Annotated in this window: 14 protein-coding genes; 4 read left to right on the forward strand and 10 right to left on the reverse strand. The window is 43.4% G+C overall.

The genetic code is table 11. The features are described 5' to 3' along the window. Positions 1-133: 133 nt before the first annotated feature. Positions 134-2,809 carry a TonB-dependent receptor domain-containing protein gene (locus tag AB4128_RS01245; RefSeq protein ID WP_372036419.1) on the reverse strand — a complete coding sequence of 892 codons (2,676 nt, stop codon included), beginning with the start codon at positions 2,807-2,809 and terminating at the stop codon, positions 134-136. A 208-nt stretch (positions 2,810-3,017) separates the two neighbouring features. Further along, a complete protein-coding gene (locus AB4128_RS01250; RefSeq protein WP_119967723.1) occupies positions 3,018-5,849 on the reverse strand; it encodes a hypothetical protein in 2,832 nt (943 codons plus the stop codon). A gap of 478 nt (positions 5,850-6,327) precedes the next feature. Here AB4128_RS01250 and AB4128_RS01255 point away from each other — a divergent pair, with 478 nt between their 5' ends. Continuing rightward, a complete protein-coding gene (locus AB4128_RS01255; protein ID WP_372036421.1) occupies positions 6,328-6,864 on the forward strand; it encodes a prepilin-type N-terminal cleavage/methylation domain-containing protein in 537 nt (178 codons plus the stop codon). A 76-nt stretch (positions 6,865-6,940) separates the two neighbouring features. Here the strand turns inward: AB4128_RS01255 and AB4128_RS01260 are convergent, their stop codons facing one another. The 8 genes from AB4128_RS01260 to AB4128_RS01295 all read right to left on the reverse strand — a co-directional run bounded on the left by AB4128_RS01260 (position 6,941) and on the right by AB4128_RS01295 (position 17,409). Next, positions 6,941-8,899, reverse strand: a complete 1,959-nt coding sequence (locus AB4128_RS01260) for a TRAP transporter permease (protein WP_372036424.1) — start codon at positions 8,897-8,899, stop codon at positions 6,941-6,943. Between the two features lie 130 nt (positions 8,900-9,029). Continuing rightward, positions 9,030-9,968: a TAXI family TRAP transporter solute-binding subunit gene (locus AB4128_RS01265; protein ID WP_259651253.1), complete on the reverse strand. Its 939-nt coding sequence runs from the start codon at positions 9,966-9,968 to the stop codon at positions 9,030-9,032. A gap of 189 nt (positions 9,969-10,157) precedes the next feature. Beyond that, positions 10,158-13,370 (reverse strand): efflux RND transporter permease subunit, encoded by a 3,213-nt coding sequence (locus AB4128_RS01270; protein ID WP_372036427.1) that lies wholly within the window; start codon positions 13,368-13,370, stop codon positions 10,158-10,160. Between the two features lie 9 nt (positions 13,371-13,379). Beyond that, on the reverse strand, positions 13,380-14,555 hold the full coding sequence (locus AB4128_RS01275; RefSeq protein ID WP_372036429.1) for an efflux RND transporter periplasmic adaptor subunit: 1,176 nt from the start codon (positions 14,553-14,555) through the stop codon (positions 13,380-13,382). 66 nt (positions 14,556-14,621) lie between these two features. After that, positions 14,622-15,971 (reverse strand): TolC family protein, encoded by a 1,350-nt coding sequence (locus AB4128_RS01280; RefSeq protein WP_372036431.1) that lies wholly within the window; start codon positions 15,969-15,971, stop codon positions 14,622-14,624. 226 nt (positions 15,972-16,197) lie between these two features. Continuing rightward, positions 16,198-16,626: a hypothetical protein gene (locus AB4128_RS01285; RefSeq protein WP_055022799.1), complete on the reverse strand. Its 429-nt coding sequence runs from the start codon at positions 16,624-16,626 to the stop codon at positions 16,198-16,200. A 162-nt stretch (positions 16,627-16,788) separates the two neighbouring features. Then, positions 16,789-16,983, reverse strand: coding sequence for a DUF3012 domain-containing protein (locus AB4128_RS01290; RefSeq protein ID WP_055022800.1), 195 nt, complete (start codon positions 16,981-16,983; stop codon positions 16,789-16,791). Positions 16,984-17,055: 72 nt separating this feature from the next. Further along, on the reverse strand, positions 17,056-17,409 hold the full coding sequence (locus AB4128_RS01295; protein WP_055022801.1) for an STAS/SEC14 domain-containing protein: 354 nt from the start codon (positions 17,407-17,409) through the stop codon (positions 17,056-17,058). Between the two features lie 160 nt (positions 17,410-17,569). On the opposite strand from AB4128_RS01295, the gene arfB reads away from it, so the two are divergent. From arfB to AB4128_RS01310, 3 genes are all read left to right on the forward strand, one after another. After that, a complete protein-coding gene (arfB, locus tag AB4128_RS01300; RefSeq protein ID WP_055022802.1) occupies positions 17,570-17,986 on the forward strand; it encodes an alternative ribosome rescue aminoacyl-tRNA hydrolase ArfB in 417 nt (138 codons plus the stop codon). Between the two features lie 147 nt (positions 17,987-18,133). Next, the gene (aroQ, locus tag AB4128_RS01305; RefSeq protein WP_372036434.1) at positions 18,134-18,577 is read left to right on the forward strand and encodes a type II 3-dehydroquinate dehydratase; all 444 of its coding nucleotides are present in this window, start codon (positions 18,134-18,136) and stop codon (positions 18,575-18,577) included. A 32-nt stretch (positions 18,578-18,609) separates the two neighbouring features. Then, the gene (locus AB4128_RS01310) at positions 18,610-19,011 is read left to right on the forward strand and encodes a DUF3859 domain-containing protein (protein ID WP_372036435.1); all 402 of its coding nucleotides are present in this window, start codon (positions 18,610-18,612) and stop codon (positions 19,009-19,011) included. The last annotated feature ends 6 nt before the right edge of the window (positions 19,012-19,017 follow it).

Here is a 19,017-nt window from a genome sequence, read left to right on the forward strand (position 1 = left end):
CGTGTTCGGCATAACCAATTTAACTTGTTCCAGAAGTCATATTGCACCTCACACTATGTACACAGCTATTGGCATTTAAAGGATGAGTAAAAATGCCAATAGCCCGTACTTGGTTTACCTTGCTAATTACCCATTAATACTCGTAATTAAACTGTAAGGTAAATTCTGTTCCTGGCTCTTTTGCATATACCACCACATCTTGCTGGTCGTACTCTGTTGTTTCACCAAGGATATTCTTCACTTTAAATTTCACTCCAAAACTTTCTGTAGGTAAGAAGCTGTAAGTAAAATCTAAGCTGTGGAAAGGTTGCTCGTAGACATCATCTAATCCACCACGACCACCGTAGGCAATACGCTCTCCAAATACGTTATAAACCAGTGTGGCACTGTGAGATTCATCAGGAGAATCAAAGCTTAATTGCATGTTAGCAACCCACTCTGAATGGCCTGTCATACGGCGCTTATTGTTGGTTGGGTCAATTTCACCATTACCTAGAATTTCAATTTCTGAATCACTTAAGGTCACGTTACCAGCCACAAAGAAGTCTTCCCAGAATCCACCTTCACGACCAATAAAGCCAAGGTCATGTAAGAACTCTGTTTCAATACCGTATATGACACCCGATTCTGCGTTATAAAACTTAAGCTGACGACCCGCTTCTGAAATGCGTTGAATCGCTTCAATCGGCGCATCAACGTCTTTATAGAAACCACCAACACTTAAGTTAGCACCGTCATCTGAGTAGTATTCCCAACGTAAATCTAAGTTGTAGATATCTGAACTTTCTAGCTCTGGGTTACCAAAGAAATCGAATCCAGTCACTGGATCTTGGAATCGAACTGGCGCCACTTCACGTAAATCAGGACGAACTAATGTTTTACTCGCCCCGAGACGCCACTGGCTTTGATCTGATGACTTCCACGTTAACGACATCGACGGGAACCATCCATCTTCTGCTATCGCATAATCTTCAATGTCATAACGACCGCTTTCATCAGAGATTTCGCCATCTGGAGTTAATGGTAGAGTGACACGACGGAAGTCTTCATAACGCACACCCGCAACAAAGCGCCATACATCATCAAAATCAAAATCAAAGTTAACGAAACCAGCATCAATCATTTCTGCTGCTACGTAGTCTTCGGTATCGGTCGATGCGTCTTTTAATTCTAAATCTAATGCATCGTTAGCGATGTTTTCATCTGAGAAAATCTTGTCAAAATCACTCGATAAAATGTCGCCATTAGGATCTGTTGGGCTTAAGCCCACATCGAAACCTAAACGGGTCGCATAGCTTTCACGAGTACGTTCAAAGTATTCGTAACCACCGCTAATTTTAAGGATATTTGCATCACCAAATTCAATCGGCAATGCTAAGTCGATTTTGTAATTTTCAGTATTATCATCAAGACGACTATAGACATACTTTGGCGCATCTTGTGTATTCAAGTTACGACTTGTCATGTTGTTAGCATCGTCAAAAACAACGTTGTAAGTGTAAGACAGCTCGTTAGGTGCATAACGCTTTGAGCTGGCATTGGAATACATCCAATTGGCTTCTAAATCCCACAGGTACTCAAAGAAGTGCGTCCCTTTAATTTGATTACTGATAAGGTTACGCTCTTCATAAGACACATCATAAACCTGCAGTGCGTTAGGCTCTGAAATGGTATCGATGGTTTCTTCGATGGCCACTGACACGTCATCTGAGGTATCACGTAAGTAAGTTGAGAAGGTTTCAATTTTATGGTCGTAGCCAATTTCTAAACCTAAATTCAACATGCCTGACATCTGCACAATTGAGTCAGTTCCCATCACATCTTTAGCGTTTTCGATTTGAACGTTATCAGCATCACCCGCTAGTTCAACTTCGGTTTTGGTGTAGTTTTCTGCTTGTTCTTTATAAGACACAGCTGTCATGGCACCAAAAATAATATCGTCAGTGATATCCCAGCGATCACCAATGGCGATGTTTCCGCGTAACCCAGGATCTGTACCTTCGGTGTATACCGTCATATCACGGTACATATCACTGGCTAAACCACGGTTAATCGCTTGCGCTTCAGGAAAGGTAACGGTGCCATTTGAGCCGGTCACGATATCAATTGGACTAATGCCGCCATACATATTAGTGACATCATTAATGCTATTTGGCATGGCGCGTGTGCCGTCGTCTTGACCCAACCAATCATCGCCGCCACCGTTATAGGTATATGTGTCATCTGAATCATTAGTGTTGTAACGACCACCGATTGATGCTTTGAAGAAAAAGTCAGCCGGGATAGATTTAGTTCGAATATCAACATGTCCACCACCAAAAGCAGCTGGCGTACTTGCGGTACTCGCTTTTTGAACCGACAGTGATTCAATAATCGACGCTGGGAACATATCCAGCGGAACTACGTTACGAGTAGGGTCTGGTGATGGTACAACCGCACCATTTAAAGAAGTACTTGAATAGCGTTCACCTAAACCACGTACATAAATAAACTTGCCATCTTTTAGGGTTAATCCTGTTACACGACGAAGCGCCGCTGCGGCGTCACTGTCACCAGTACGGGAAATTTGTTCAGATCCCATGATGTCCACAACCGTTGGCTGTTCACGGCGTTCTTCAACAGCAGCTGACGCAGAGGTACGTAAACGACCAGTAACAGCAATAACTTCAATTGGGAAATCTTCACCTGCATCAACTTCAGGTGTTTCTTCCGAGTAAGCAGGCAATGTTGTAAAAAGTGAAGCTGCTGAAATAGCAGTTACAACAGCTAGGCTTAGCTTGTTAGCGATAAAACTCGGCTTGGTTTTCATAGCGTTTTTCAATCCTGTCCACAGTTCAGGTAGCGCCATCTCGATATCGCTTTGACTCTTATGTCTACGGTATCAATGGCAGATAAGAAACTTATTAATTCATTGGTCAAACTTTAAAAAGCGCTCAGTAATTGAGTCTTACTGAGCGCTTATGCAACATCAGGGAGGTGCTCCCTGATGTTTAGGGCTTAGCAAGTAACCTCTTTAGTTACTTGATAAATGCCCAACCTTCACGCCAGTCAGTTTGACCGTCGAATGCACCGATGTAGTCAGTTGATTCGAAGAAGCTGTCTTCAGTACTCATATCCAAACCAGTACCCAGTAATACAGTGTCAGTACCTGCTGGCATGCCATCTGTTAATGTTACTGCTTGTGCTGAGTTACCCGTTTGAGCAAGGAACCATGCTTCTGTATCAACAGCATCCGTTGTGGCTGCATTATCAGAGCTGTACTTGAATGGCTCGTTACAATCGATAACTGAGTGAGAAATCATTAATGACCCATCGTTAACATTGTCCACAAGACCTGCATAAGTCCCATCTAGCTCTAGACACTCTCCCGACTCAGTATCAGAGGTTGACCCTTTACGACCTTGAATCAATAAGTTGTGAATTGAAGCTGCCGTTGCAACACGAAGGATAATGCCTTCACCTTTGTCGCCACTGGCATTTTCAATATCGGTACCAGGCAGAATCGTCACGTTAGAAATAGTAGGATTTGAAACTGGCGTATCGTCAGCGCCTTTGTGGCTATCGCCTTCAAAACCACGGTTAGCTTGACCATCTTCATGAGTGATATACACGTATTGTGCTTTACCCTGCCAGCCATTAGTCCAATCTAAGCTGTCATCGAAGTTGTCGGTTAGGTAAACATATTTAAGATTGACCGCACCACCCCAGAACTCGACACCATCATCGCCATTCGCATGAACTTGAATGTGGTCTACTTGCGTGCCACTGCCCACTGCTGCGAACGAGATGCCGTTCATTTCTTGGGTATCATTTACTTTAAAGCCAGCATACTTAACAACCACATAGCTAATTTGACCACTGTTATCTGTGTTGTCGTTACCGCCGTATGGGAAATCGCCAACTTCGAATGAAGCATCACAAGCATTTTTATCAGGACAAGTATTGGTTTCGCCGTTACCCAGTAACACTAAACCACCCCATTGACCACGCTCACCTTCAGCACCAGCAATCACATCTTGCTGTGAAGTCATCACGATTGGGTGTTCTGCACTGCCTTGCGCCATGATTTTTGAGCCACGGCTAATCGCAATGTAGCTGTTATCTGTAGCAAAAATTTGCGTACCAGCTTGAATGGCTAATGTTGCAGAATCAGTGTTATCACCACCTACAACGACCGCGCCACCATCCACTTTGTACATCACGTTTTGACCAGCAAGTAGCGTGGTATTTGAAGTGATATTGCCTTGAATTGAACACACTAAAGTGACACTAGCATCTTTATAAAGCCCAGCTACCACTTCTTCTGACGTTGTGCCAACAGGACAAGATGTTAATACTGGCAGTTCAGTCGGTGCAGGCGCAGCATCTTCGTGAATAGCTGTCGTCCAACCTGTAGTCCAGTCAGTTGTGCCATCGAAAGCACCAATGTACTGCGCATCAACTAAACGGTCATCCATATTAGCTAAATCTGCAGCGCCACCAGTCAGTGCGACTGATGATGAATTAGGCATATAACCTGATAAATCAGATGCACCAGCTAAGTTACCATCTTGCTCTAGGAACCATTGCTCAACATCAAGTGCTAACTCACGACCTTCATCCGCATCAGGTTTGGCATCTTTAAACGGCTCAACACAATCAATTAAGCTGTGTTGCATGTTTAAGTTACCCGCTTCAGCAGTGGTTACTGTGTTGTCATCGTTAACTTCTAAACATTCACCAGAATCAACATCACCTTTTACAAGCATGTTGTAAGCATCTACTGCTGTACCTTTACGGAATAAAATACCTTCAGCATCGTCACCGCCACTGTTAGTGCCGTTAGCCACTTGAATAGTAAAGTTAGCTAACGCAGGACGAGATTGTGGTTCTGCTTCTGCACTGCTGTTACTGTCAGCTTCAATACCACGGTTAGAGCCATTATCTTCTTGGCGAATATAAACGTGTTGTGCACTACCTTGCCAACCGTTAGTCCAATCCAACGAGTCATCAAAGTTTTCAGTTAACACTACGTGTGAAAGCGAAACGTTACCGCCCCAAAATTCAACACCATCATCGTTATTTTTATGAATTTGAATATGGTCAACTGTGGTGCCCGCACCGACTGCGGCAAAGCTGATACCATTCATTTCTTGTGTGTCGTTGATTTTAAAGCCACCAAACTCAACACGAACATACTGAATAACACCCGAGTTATCTTCTGTGTCATCGCCACCGTAACTGTGACTGCCAACTTCAAAAGCGGCATCACAACTTGTTAAATCAGGACAAGAGTTAACCGGTGCGTTACCAAGTAATACTAAACCGCCCCACTGACCCGCTTGGCCTTCTTGACCCAGTGCTGATTCCAATGATGTAAACACGATAGGCGCTTCAGCAGTACCTTCTGCCATAATTTTAGAGTCACGGCTAATCACTAGGTAAGACTCGCTTCCACCTACAATTTTAGTGCCCGCCATGACAGATAGCTCAACTGAATCAGCTTTATCACCACCAGCGATAACTGCGCCATCAAGCATCCAAACAACATCATTGCCTAGGATAATCTTGTCACCGTCTTGACCACCAACGTTAACCGTTGACGCCCCTGTTGAAGGAGCAAGTGTGCCAGATAATACCCAAACTTCTTTACCGTCGATTGCAGCAATTGTTGCACTCTTCTCAGCAAATCCACCGTAAGCCGCTTCTTGATCTGATACGTCAGGAGTCGTTGGCGTATCTGGAGTTGTTGGCGTTTCAGTGTCTGAACCTGTATCGATATTGATATCGCCACCACAACCTGCAAGTAATAAGGTTGCAGAAAGTGCAGCAGATACAGCGTTAAGTTTAAAAATGTTTTTCAGTTCCATTGTCATCTCCGAGGACGGAATTAAGCGTGTTAAGTAATTTGGCTGGTCGACAAATTAACCTGCAAAAATGACAAAAAGACTTCGCCTAAGTGACAACAAGATTTCAGAATAATGAAGGGAATATTAAAATTATTAAAAAACAATAACTTACACGGAGAAACATTTAATATTAATTAGTCACATATTTAACAAATATTTCACCAAGGTCACCAAAAGTAATTATTTAGGAGGGGGTGAGCAAACTATAATTGGACCAAAAAACCGAAAAACAGCAGGCTTTTTTAACTCTATTTACACGAAATATTGAAGCAATATGACAATAAAAAGTCACAGATTAGCAATCAAAATAGGGGAGGATTTACTATCCTAAATAGGTTAATTTAAGTTTTTCTTATGCATATTAGTCAATGTGTTTTACCATACAAGACATAAGTAAACCCTAATAAACAAGCTGTTAATTCACTTTAAAGGACAAAAGATGGCGATTAACTCAACCTCAGGCTCAATTAAACTCACAAGCACTAAAGGCTTTACGTTAATTGAATTAGTGATTGTTATCATTATTTTAGGGGTCCTCGCTGTTATTGCTGCACCTAAATTTATTAACCTTCAAAGTGATGCAAAAATCGCGACCGTACAAGGGGTAAAAGCCGCGATTCAGTCTTCACTTGATTTAGCCTATTCACGCGCTACTATTGATGGCGTCGAAAAAGATGACCGCAGTTTGATTGATTACAACGGCGAAGTAATAGAGATGAAACTGGGCTACCCAGAAGCCTTTGGCGAAAATGATGGCGGCGGGTTACCGCAAATGCTCGAAATCGGCTCTGAGATAGACTTTTGTTTTGGTAGTGGAAGTTGTACACCAAACGTAGAAGTAGGCTCGTCAAATGTGCGCTACGGCTATGATTTAGATGATGAGACAATTAACTGCCATGTACGTTATATTGAACCGACTGGCACTGGTGGCTCAGCAACGACCTACACATTAACGGTCGATATCACTGGCTGTTAACCATCAATGTGCTTATTAGGTATAAAAAATAGGTTTAGCCGTTCAAGCTAAACCTATTTTTTGTTAACTCACCCTATTAAACCGTAGCTTTACCTTGCGTTTTCCACTGCACAGCCAATAACCCCAGTACAACCGCCACACCAATAACGCCTGTGCCAAATGGATTAAACAACACCCAAGGGACAGTGGCGATTGCAACCAAGCGCTCAACCGTTGAAAGCGGACGTAAAAGGTAACCTTCAATTGATATCGCAATCGCGACAATAATGCTGGCAGTTTGAATGATCGCAAAAGTGAATGCCATCATGCCCGCATCAGGATTCAGTAAATCGGTATAGGCCATCATAATTGGGATAATGAACAAACCACCTGCCAACTTAAATGCCTCAACGGATGACTTCATAGGATTAGCATTGGCAACCCCTGCACCTGCAAATGCAGCCAGCGCAATCGGCGGAGTGACATTGGAGGTTTGCGATAACCAGAACACAATTAAGTGCGCAGTTAATAATGGCAAACCAAAGTCACCCAGCATAGGCACAGCCATGACTGCGAGGACAATATAAGCTGCAGTAACCGGTAAGCCCATCCCTAAAACCAGTGCCACAATACTGATAAGTCCCAGCGCGACCAACATATAACCGCCAGAAAAATCCATCACAAATTGGGTAAACTGTAAGCCAATCCCCGTCTGCCCTACCACACCAACAATGATGCCAGCAGCGCCACAAGCAACAGAAATGGGTAACGCTAATAGCGCACCATTTTTCATGCCTTCGATAAACTTCTTAATCCCAATACGGCTATGTTTTCGCAGTGCAGCAGTCACTAAAATCGCCGCACAACCCGCTACGCCAACCAGTAATGGTGAGAAGGCCATCATCAATAACACGGTGATAATCACCAATGGAATAAGATGATGAGCACCGTGTTTCATCACTTCAATCACTGCTTCTGTACGACTCGCCGCTTGAAGGTTTAACTTACATGCCATTAAGTGCACATAAAGTAAGGTGCAAAAGAAGTACAAAATTGCAGGCGCAATAGAGGCCAACATGATGTCGCTATAAGGCACCCCCGTAAACTGCGCCATGACAAAGGCACCTGCGCCCATAATCGGTGGCATTATTTGCCCACCGGTTGAAGCTGAGGCTTCAATCCCTGCCGACTGCTCTGGGGTATAACCTAACTTCTTCATCATCGGAATCGTCACAGCGCCCGTGGTCACCGTGTTTGCAATTGCCGATCCTGAAATAGAGCCAAGCCCAGCAGATGCCAATACTGCAGCTTTGGCTGGGCCGCCACGATACTTACCCGCAATTGAAAAGGCTAAGTCGATAAAGAATTTACCTGCGCCAGTGACTTCTAAAAAAGCACCAAACAATACAAAAATAAACACTGTTGTGGCCGCAATACCCAAGGCAGAGCCAAATACACCATTGGCTGAATATATTTGGAACTGAATCAACTCTTGCAGTGAATAAGCTTTGGTGGCCATTGCGCCAGGGAGTAAGTCGCCAAATGCGCTATAGGCTAAAAACATTCCTGCAATCAGCACCATCACCCACCCCACGGTACGCCGACAGCCTTCCAACAATAAAACCAGCAATGCACTGCCTGCTACTAAATCCACATTACCTAAACCATAAAGCATATGGTCGATATCGTTGTAGTCAAAAATGGACATTCTATAGCCAGCAAAGAGGGTGATACCACACAATGCAAGATCGAACACACGCCCCGCTAAATAGCCTTTTTTGCGGCGATTTTTAATCAGCGGATAATGTAAAAAAATCAGAATTAATACCCAGCACAAATGCACTGGTCGAAAATAAGTGGCCGATATGGTGGAGGTAATACCTTGCCAAATTTGAAATGAAGACAATAACACTGCGATGATAAGTGTTGTGTAGCCTATAACTTTAATGGTTTTTTCATAAGGAAGTGTGTTGGCAACATCAGGGTTATGGCCTGTTTGATGCGCATTATCCCCACTCACATATTGCTCGGCTTTTTTGCCTTGTTCTTGGGTCATATTTTTTCCTCTATGCCAAAGATTGCACCTAAGCACAATAAGTGACCTAAATATACAAAGGCAACCTTACGTTGCCTTTGTGTTCTTGCATTCACCTACAGGTGTTTTGTCGTGTAGAAAATCCAGCGTTCTACTTAATACTATCTAAATACTTTTGCGCACCAGGGTGTAATGGCACACCTTGTAAGCGGTCAGCATTTTCAGGGGTAGTCGCTTCAGCAACTTTAACCACTTTTTGTACTTCTGACATATTCTCAAAAGCAGCTTTAGTTAAGTTAAACGCCATCTCATCACTCATTTTGGCGCTAACCACAATCACATTCCATACACTTAATGTCGGCACAGCGCCCACATTGTTGTATACATCGGCAGGAATGGTGTAATTGCTATAAGCAGGGTTTTGCTTAATAAACGCTGCACTTTCTTCAGCAGAAACAGGAATAATATTAACCTTATGGGTTAATGCCACTTGAGTCACCGCACCAACACCTTGACCACCCACAATAAAGCCAGCATCAATTTGACCATTAGCTAATGCATTGGTTGTTTCTGAATAATTTAGGTACACAGCAGTGATGTCTTTTTTCACATCAATACCAATAGACTCAAGTAATGCAGCAGACGTTACCGCTGTGCCACTGGCAGGAGCGCCTAATGAAATACGTTTTCCTTTAAGATCGGCAAGCGAAGTGATGCCTGACTTTTCAAGACTAATGGCATGCACAAGGTTTGGATATAAGGCAAACAGTGTATTCACTGGCATTGCACTTCTGAACTTACCTTCGCCTTTATAAGCATCAAGGACAACATTGCCCATCGCGATACCGGCAATCATATCGCCACGTACCACTTTAATTGTGTTCTCAACTGATGCAGCTGTCACTTCAGCCTTAACGTTTACTTGTGGGACTTCATCTGACCACACTTTGGCTAACGCACCGCCAAATGGATAATAAATACCGCTTTGACCACCAGTACCAATTGAATAGTTCTCGGCTTTAACCGCAGTTGGCAATACTAGTAACAAAGACAGTATCAACGCACGATAAAACATAGCCTTCTCCTTCATTTTTATTAGACTTTACTTAACAAAGCCTTTAAATATTTATACATTTTTTTCGACTCGATAGTCTCTAAAGGGGTAGATAATGTCAAGGTATCGGAAGGTCGTAGAAATCAGAGTGTGACGGCACTAGAAGATATGAACAGTAACCCAACTAAAAAGTTGGGTTACTTTTTGAAGTCTAGAATCAAGAAACTACTTTTTGTGTTTTGCCTTATACAACCACAAATACATAGTCGGCAATACCAATAGCGTTAATGCTGTCGAGCTAAATAAACCGCCAATAATCACTATCGCTAACGGTTGCTGGATTTCACTGCCGACACCCGTTGACAGTAATATTGGGATGACTCCTAATGCTGAAGTTAATGCCGTCATCAACACTGGGCGCAATCGGCCGATAGTGCCTTCAAACACGCTGGTTTGCAGTGATTCAGATTGATTGTGTTCTTCTCGCCGCTGATTAATGGCATCCACCAGCACCACACCGTTAAGCACCGCCACGCCAAATAAAGTGATAAAGCCAATAGCGCTTGGCACTGACAAGTATGTCCCTGTAACGTAAAGCGCGACTACTCCGCCGATTAACGCTAAGGGCACATTCGCCATAATGAGTCCCACTTGTTTAAGTGAGCCGAATGAGAAAAACAATAACAAGGCGATTAATCCAATTGAAACCGGCACCACTAGCATCAGCTTGTGCTGCGCTCGTTGCTGGTTTTCATATTGCCCTCCCACAACCACGGTATAACCTGCTGGCAGCTGCGCCTTTGGCACAATGGCATAAATGTCATTTACAACCGAGCCCATATCACGGCCTGATACATTAGCTTGTACCACAACGCGGCGCTGCACATCATCACGACGAATATTCGGCGGCGCCATTTCTATACCGACCTTGGCCACATCACCTAAACGAACTTGAGCACCATTAGCGCCGAGCAAAATCAAATCTCGCAGCACATCTGGCGAACTGCGGAACTGCTCAGCTAATCGCACGTTAATATCATAGCGGGCATTACCATCAATCACTTGCCCTGCACTGACACCGCCAATACCTTGGCTTACCAAGCTCATCACTTGATCGACACTCAAGCCATATCGAGCCAGTTGATCGCGCATTGGCCTAATGACCAATTGTGCTTCGCCGCTGACTTGTTCAAGCGACACATCAACAGCGCCTTCAACCTCGCTAACCAACTCCGTTAATCGCTGACCTTTTTCAGATAATACCGCTAAGTCTGGGCCGAAGATTTTAATGGCTAATTGTGCTTTAACCCCTGAAAGTAATTCATCTACACGGGTGGCGATAGGCTGTGAAAAAGTGAATAACAAGCCAGGAAGTATGTTCAATTCATCTTCCATTAAATGCTGTAATTCATACCGATTATCAGCGCTTTGCCATTCATCAACTGGTTTTAAACCAATGTAGATTTCAATGTTACTCACAGGCTCAGGATCGCCACCAAGCTCTGGGGCGCCAATGCGGCTTAATGCATATTCCACCTCTGGAAAATCCATCAGTATTGCTTCGATTTTTGGGGCGATATCTAATGAGGTTTGTAAGCTTGCGGTTGGCGCTAAAGTCACTCGTAAGTTAATCGTGCCTTCTTCAAGTTCTGGCACAAACTCTGTGCCTAGCTTGGGCACTAGCATCATACTGACTATGAATAACGTCACAGCACTCACCATCACGATTGCGGGTTGCTTTATGGTGCTTGCAAGCAGCTGACGATAGACCCGCTCAATAGGCGCAAGTATTGGGCTGTGTTTGAGGCTGACGCCACGATTAAATAAAAACACAGCCATAGCAGGCACAGCAATCAGCGCGACGAATAAAGCTGACATCATCGCCAGAATAATACTCACCGCCATCGGCTGAAACATTTTTCCCTCAACGCCTTCTAAAGCAAATAAAGGCGCAAATACCACAATGATGATTGCGGTCGCAAAGAAGATGGGGCTACATACTTCTTTAGCCGCGATAATGACTTGGGTAACCGTCAGCGCTGTTTGTTGGGTAACAACAGCTTGGTTTCCATTTTCATGATGCTTTGCGTGTTGATCTTGAGTCTGCTTATTAGGAAAATGCTCAGTTAAACGCTTGAAAATGTTTTCAACCATCACCACTGAGCCATCAACTAACATCCCTATAGCCACCGCCAAGCCTCCCAGTGACATTAGGTTTGCTGACATACCGTAATAGGACATCACCATCAATGCCAACCCTATTGAAATAGGGATTGATAACAACACCAGTAATGTCGCCCGCAAATTCACCAAGAATAAAGCGAGAATAATGACGATGAACACAAATGCCATTAGTAAGGCATCGACAACCGTTGTGACAGCTTGCTTAACCAAGTCTGATTGATCGTAAAACACCTCAAATGAGACGCCTGTGGGCAGTGACTGCTCAATCAAACTCACCCGCTCGTTAATGTCATCAATCGTGGCCTTAGTATTTGCTCCCATTCGTTTTAAAATGACCCCGGCAACCACTTCGCCCATGGCATTAACTTCTGTTTTGCCATTCACAGGATTTAGTTCTTTACGGGTAAAGGTTACTGCGCCCACTCGAATTTCACGGCCATATTCAACTTGCGCAATATCAGCAACTCTAACTGGGGTGCCTGCCACCTCTGTTAATGGAATTTGTGCTATTGCCCTTAATCCCGCATCACCTGAAGGCAGTAACCCATAACCACGAACAACAAGCTGCTCCTGTCCTTGGGGCATAAACCAGCCACCAGCATTACGATTATTACTCTCCAGAGCCTCTGTCACTTGTGCCATTGTTAGGCGGTAACTGAGTAGCTTCTTGGGGTCGATGTTCACTTGGTATTGACGTACATCACCGCCAAATGACAACACATCGGTAACGCCGCCAACAGGCATTAAAATCAACTTCACTAAGTAATCATTGAAGCTACGAAGCTCTGCGGCATCAACGCCTGATTCAGGTGTTGCCCGCAAGATATATTGATAAATCTGCCCTAGCCCTGAGGTATTCGGCCCAATCTCAGGCACACCGACACCATCTGGGATCATCTCTTTAGCGGCTTGCAGCTGCTCAAACACTTGCTGGCGAGCAAAGTAAATATCTGTACCTTCAGCAAAAACCACTGTCACAATCGACAAGCCAGTACGTGACAACGAGCGAACTTCTGTGACGTCAGGCAAAGCATACATGGCAGATTCAACAGGGTAACTAATGAGCTTTTCTACCTCTTCTGCTGCTAAGCCTTCCGCCTCAGTATTCACAGTAACTTGCACATTCGTCACGTCAGGAAAAGCATCTAAATTCAGCTTTGGCAACATGAATACACTAGTAATAACAATAGCGAGCAACGCCAAACCCACTACAAATCGGTGTTTAACCGCTGTTTCGATTAATTTATATAACATGCTCAGCTCCTAGTGGTTGTGAATATCAAAACCTGCTTTTGCAAGTTCAGACGCCAACAAAAACGCACCACTGATCACCACACGAACGCGAGGCTCAATGCCCTTGACCATATTCATTCCACGCTGACTTTCAATCACTTCAACTTCAACTGCCTCAAACCCATCATCATCTTGAATAAACACTTGCCAATGACCATCGCTACTGCGGGTTAACGCTGAATCAGGCAACACGACACCCCCATCGAGACTATTTGGTAGATACAACTCCGCAAATTGTCCTGCATGTAAACCGTATTCACTATTATCGATGCTCACTAATACTTGCTCTGTGCGCGTCACCAAGTCCAATTCATGGGAACGGCCAATAATCGTCCCCTCAATGGATATCTCATTGACTCTGACTAATGCTTTATCGCCATTATTTATCCCCGCAGCCTGATGAGCAGAAAGCTGAGCTTCGACCCATAAGTGTGACTCGTCCGTTAACTGCATTAACGGGCTTCCACCAGCAGAAACCTGACCTATCATGGCCACATCTTGCTGCACCCGGCCATTGATCGGTGCCAATAATTGATAACGACCAATGGACTCAGGCTTGGTAATCAATTGATTGATTTGCAATGCCGTCATACTGAGCGCTTCTAGGTTGGCACGAGTCAGCTCAGCTTGTACTTTTGCCACTAATCGTCGACTTTCACTGACGGTGTTTTTACTCATCTGTTTCACTCTATTCCACTCAGCTGCTGCGGTAATATAATCCGCTTGCGCTTGAGCCACTGCCGCGCCGCCCAAGGTCAGTAAAACTTGATTTTTATTGACTAACTGGCCTGGCACCACATGACGTTTTAGCACTCTGACATCCAACTGTGGCGCTAGGGTGACGGTATGATCTCGATCGACAATGAGGGTTGCTGTAGCCACATCATCTAAGTTAAATGTGCTACTTGATAAGCTCATCACTTCGATACCAGCCATTTGCTGCTGACGGTCAGTAAGCACTAACGCATTGCTATGCTCATCAGTGATTTCATTCTGCAGAGTAATGCGATCGTTTTGTTGTGGTTTCTCGGCATGGTTATGCCCAGGCCCCGCTAATACTTGGGGGATATAGCAAATTGACACCAGTATCGCGATAACAGTTAGCGAGCGTTTGCTCAGTTTTTTATCAAGATGTTGAATATTCATAATGTTCCTTTTAAGCCGTTATTCGCTTTATAAACTCAACAAATAACCACTCAATATTGTTGTTAGTTAATCAGCTAAAGCATCGGTAGTTGCTGACTTATTGGTCATAAAATGCTGCTGTAGCACTTGTTCAAGCTGCCCGCTGTCGCCCATCCACGTGAGCCAGTGTTGATACAAATTGGCTTCTAAGTTGACGCCAGCAACAAAGCTAGTGCTCATTTGCCGCTGACTTTGCAGATAATCACTGGTGCTAATATCACCTGTTTGCCATTGGCCTGAAATCAAAGCTGTCGCCTCTTGACCTGATTGCTCAACTAATTGCTGCCAGTCTTGATAGCGTGTTAATAATCTTGGGATTGCACGAGTAAATAGCTGCCACTGTTGATGCAGTGCCTTTTCTGTCGCTAAATAAGATTGTTCAGCAATGGCAATGCTTTCGTTCGCTGCAGCAAAGGAGTCGTGGTAGTTGTTTCGGACGGTTAATGGAATCGACACACCTAGCCCCCATTTATTATCACTACCTTCACGCTCTGCGCTGAGGCTAATACTGGGATCTGCAGATAAGTCAGCCTTCAACTGATTCACCTGCAATCTGGCTAGCATGACTTGTTGATAGGCCGTTTTTAATGCGGGTAACTCTGGAGTGACTCGTTGGCTTAATGTCAGCTCTATTAAACTGTTTAGCGTTATATTAGGTACACTCTCATGGCCTAATAAGGTGTAGACTTCTGTTTCTGCAACAAGTAATGCTTGCTCTGCTAAAGCCAAAGCTGCTGCATTGTTGGCGACATCAAGACGCATGAGTTGCAGTTCAACCATAGCAATATCGCCTACTTCGACACGCTGCTCAGCCAATGCAAGTTGCGCCCTTGCTAAATCAAACTGCTGTTGATTAAAAGCGAACAAGGTTTGATTTTGTTGCAGCGCCACTATTGCCAACAATTGTTTTGACAGTATCTGACTGCGCTCAACAGCCACTTCCGACAAGGTGATTTCTGACTCCAATTGCGCTAATCGAATTGCTGCGCCTCGCTTATCACTCCAATCAATGGTTTGACTTAAGGCGATAGTGAAGGTGTCGTCCTCCGGTGCATGTTGATAATCCACGCCAAGCTCTGGGTTATAAATCGCATTATCTGCGGCTGATAACTTCAATAAAGCTTGGCGTTTTAACGACATTTGAGCCTGTATTTGTGGCAGCTGTTCAAAGCTGAGCATCAAGGTGTCAAACCACGATTGAGTACTTGTAGTTACATTAGTGCGCTCAAATGCTGAGTGAGCAGTGTTATGTATTGGCCGATTAAAGGCGCTCGCTAACGCCCCTTCGGCATGCACAGTTTGTATAAACGCAATACTCGCCCCCATCATGCTTAAATGCACAATAAGCGCTGAAGAAATAATAGATTTATTCATCATTTATTCTCGTTTCGACCTAAGTCAAAATCTAAAATTAATTGATGATTAATCGTGCAAAGCTGTTATCACCCTGAAATTATCTGGATGCAAAAATAGTTAAATTCTAAGCGAGTTAACCTTTTGACGACTTATAACTAGCCTCAATACAGGCTGCCTCAAACCCAATAGGATTAGACAGAACCAGTCGGTTAAAACGATAACTATGCAAGATTAATCAGTTAAGTCATTAACTGATTAATAAAATAGGAGGGCGGTAACTTAAGCGTGCTTCTGGGGGAATGTAAGTTTGAATAACAGTTTTTGGCGCTTCAGAAATTATTGCCACAGGCATAAGCTGAGCGACAAAATCAATTGTTGCGCTATGACCACCGTGACACTGACAATCTAAACACAGTTCATAATCTTGGTTGTCAGCCATTAACGTATGGTTATGGATTTCAGATGCTGTCGAGGTTGCATTAAATAAGTGAGTAAAATCATCAGCTTTATCGCAAACATCAGCTGGTGCTGAAAATACGATGTGGGAATGGTTCACTTGCTCGTTTTCGCCATCACCAAGATGCAACTGATGCTCGCCTAAGTTAGTGCTGATAAATTGCAGCAACATAACGGCGACCATTAATTTTGCACATGTTTTAATGGCTGACAATGACACAAATGACCTCTGATAAATATCTCCTAGCCAAGCACTTAACAAGCAAGTTAAATAGCTTAATGAAAGTACTGGCTAGTCATAAGACAATGAGTTTACCTAAAAGTGCTAAACCCGCTAGCCTTGAATGTCATAATAAATAACGCGATCACGGTTTATGATCATTTAGAATACACAATGCTTGGCATAATCAGCCGCTTCATTAGCAGTCCAATCACCACTAGGCTTATCTTTCATTTGTTTACACCAAGCTTCACTTCCTACTTCAGGTGAGCAAGCACTCAACCCTAGGACCAATGCTGCTGCAGCAAAAATAATCGTTAGTTTAGCCGCTAAACGGTTGGTTTTATTATTGAACATTTAATTTTACTTCCTTGAATTTATAACAAAAATATATCTAAACTGGTTTTATGGCGCAACACGACACTGACATCACTGCTTAAGCCATGCTATGGCTTGTTGTTTTTGCTCTAACGGAAACCACGCTACTTCACCTTGCATGAATGGCGCAAGTAAATTAACCGAGTTACCAACCCAGTCAGGGCCTCCTACAAACACCAAAGCATCAAATGGCGGTAATTGAACTTTATCTCCGCCCATTAATGAGCTGACATCCCACCCTTCTAGCAACACATCAGCTTCGATGTATAATTTTACTTGGCCACTATTGTCACGATACTGAGTAATCAATGGTTGCAAGTGCGTTTGGTAATCATGGGTCGATAAACGTCCACTAACAAACAAGCTAATGACACCTGGGGAAATATCAGGGATTTGGCACAACATAACGCAACTCCAAACTGTCTATGCGGCTGCATAACGATGTATCAACATCTGTTTCAGCCTATATTATTGTTGATAGTAGCAAATCTTATCCGCTGTACTAAACAAAAGTTTGTTAAGCTAACCACAGTTATGATTTAAAAAAGTGAAGCGTTTTAGCACAATGATCAATATTACCAACCGTGTCAGCATTGAAGATAATGAAATTGAATGGCAATTTATCCGTTCAAGTGGTGCAGGTGGCCAGCATATCAATAAAGTGTCAACTGCGGCGCAGATCATTTTTGATATTAGGCAGTCTTCACTCCCTGAGTTTTATCAGCAAAAGTTACTAGCCAAAGCCGATCACCGCATTACTAAAAGTGGCAAAATTATTATTAAGTGTCAGCAAAGTCGTAGCCAAGATTTTAATCGACAACTGGCACTAGAGCAGTTTATTGAATTAGTGAAAAGCGTCGGGATTGTTCAAAAAGCCCGAATTGCTACTAAAGCAACTAAGGCTAGTCAGCGTCGCCGTGTTGACGCAAAAAAACAGCGCGGAGCGACTAAAGCGCTACGAAGAAGCAAATCTGATTATTAGCCATTACCGCGGGTTATCATGAAAATAATTCCCGATTTGGCTATCATTATCATGATAAATTACACTCACTTAAGTCCAATCATTTGATCAGTAACATCGCAATTGACTTAACGCAGCGAGCTGCAACACTTTTAGCAAGGAATGAACATGTCAACGCAAGCAAAAGTTTTATTGGTTAACGGCCCGAACCTTAACTTATTGGGCCGCCGAGAGCCTGGATTATACGGTAGTGATAACTTAGACACCGTGGTTGAAAATGCTCGCCAATTAGCTCAGCAGTCTGGCTTAGCGTTTGATCATATTCAATCTAATGCCGAATATCAGCTTATCGATGCGATTCATGCAACTGACGCTCAATTCATTATTATTAACCCTGCAGCGTTCACTCATACAAGTGTCGCACTAAGAGATGCGATCTTAGGCGTTAACATTCCCTTTATTGAGGTTCACATTTCAAATGTGCACGCCAGAGAGCCCTTTAGAAGTCATTCTTATTTTTCAGATAAAGCACAAGGGGTTATTTGCGGGTTAGGCATTCAGGGTTATGAATTTGCAATGCAAGCAGCGATTAAGCACATTAAGGCGAAATAATCGCTGCCCAAGTCAATTGAATTTAGACGTTTATGAGTAAATTAAAAGCAGATATCAAGATTATCCAATCAGGCATCTTCAGTAAGTGGGACTCTGAAAGTGATGAGCTCCCTCGCTTTTTAGAAGCAACAGTCCATGTGCCAGCTGTAATAGACATGGAGTTCGGCTTTGTCACTCGCATTAAAAAAGCGAAAAACCAAGTGCTTAAATATTGTATCTATCATCCAAATATCCCTGATGCAGAAGGTAATATTGAAGCGCCTTACGATGGCGAAGTGTATATAAAAGAAAATGATTGGAAGTTTTATTTAGGCGATTGTATTTGGGCACCTGTGAGTAACAAAGTGGGAAACTGGCGCATGACACTAGAACTCAATGGCAAACTGATTGCCGATAAAACCTTTAAGATTCATTCTGTACCTTCAAATTCCTAAGCAAAC

This window comes from Shewanella sp. 10N.286.52.A9, from assembly GCF_041468985.1.
GTDB classification, from domain to species: domain Bacteria; phylum Pseudomonadota; class Gammaproteobacteria; order Enterobacterales; family Shewanellaceae; genus Shewanella; species Shewanella japonica.

What these genes read in the sequence shown, in the direction of transcription:
- AB4128_RS01295 (WP_055022801.1), bottom strand. Translation starts at nt 17,409, where the DNA reads ATGTTGTGCCAAATCCCTGATATTTCCCCAGGTGTCATTAGCTTGTTT.
- AB4128_RS01290 (WP_055022800.1), bottom strand. Translation starts at nt 16,983, where the DNA reads ATGTTCAATAATAAAACCAACCGTTTAGCGGCTAAACTAACGATTATT.
- AB4128_RS01310 (WP_372036435.1), top strand. Translation starts at nt 18,610, where the DNA reads ATGAGTAAATTAAAAGCAGATATCAAGATTATCCAATCAGGCATCTTC.
- AB4128_RS01245 (WP_372036419.1), bottom strand. Translation starts at nt 2,809, where the DNA reads ATGAAAACCAAGCCGAGTTTTATCGCTAACAAGCTAAGCCTAGCTGTT.
- aroQ (WP_372036434.1), top strand. Translation starts at nt 18,134, where the DNA reads ATGTCAACGCAAGCAAAAGTTTTATTGGTTAACGGCCCGAACCTTAAC.
- AB4128_RS01280 (WP_372036431.1), bottom strand. Translation starts at nt 15,971, where the DNA reads ATGATGAATAAATCTATTATTTCTTCAGCGCTTATTGTGCATTTAAGC.
- arfB (WP_055022802.1), top strand. Translation starts at nt 17,570, where the DNA reads ATGATCAATATTACCAACCGTGTCAGCATTGAAGATAATGAAATTGAA.
- AB4128_RS01255 (WP_372036421.1), top strand. Translation starts at nt 6,328, where the DNA reads ATGGCGATTAACTCAACCTCAGGCTCAATTAAACTCACAAGCACTAAA.
- AB4128_RS01270 (WP_372036427.1), bottom strand. Translation starts at nt 13,370, where the DNA reads ATGTTATATAAATTAATCGAAACAGCGGTTAAACACCGATTTGTAGTG.
- AB4128_RS01265 (WP_259651253.1), bottom strand. Translation starts at nt 9,968, where the DNA reads ATGAAGGAGAAGGCTATGTTTTATCGTGCGTTGATACTGTCTTTGTTA.
- AB4128_RS01275 (WP_372036429.1), bottom strand. Translation starts at nt 14,555, where the DNA reads ATGAATATTCAACATCTTGATAAAAAACTGAGCAAACGCTCGCTAACT.
- AB4128_RS01260 (WP_372036424.1), bottom strand. Translation starts at nt 8,899, where the DNA reads ATGACCCAAGAACAAGGCAAAAAAGCCGAGCAATATGTGAGTGGGGAT.
- AB4128_RS01250 (WP_119967723.1), bottom strand. Translation starts at nt 5,849, where the DNA reads ATGGAACTGAAAAACATTTTTAAACTTAACGCTGTATCTGCTGCACTT.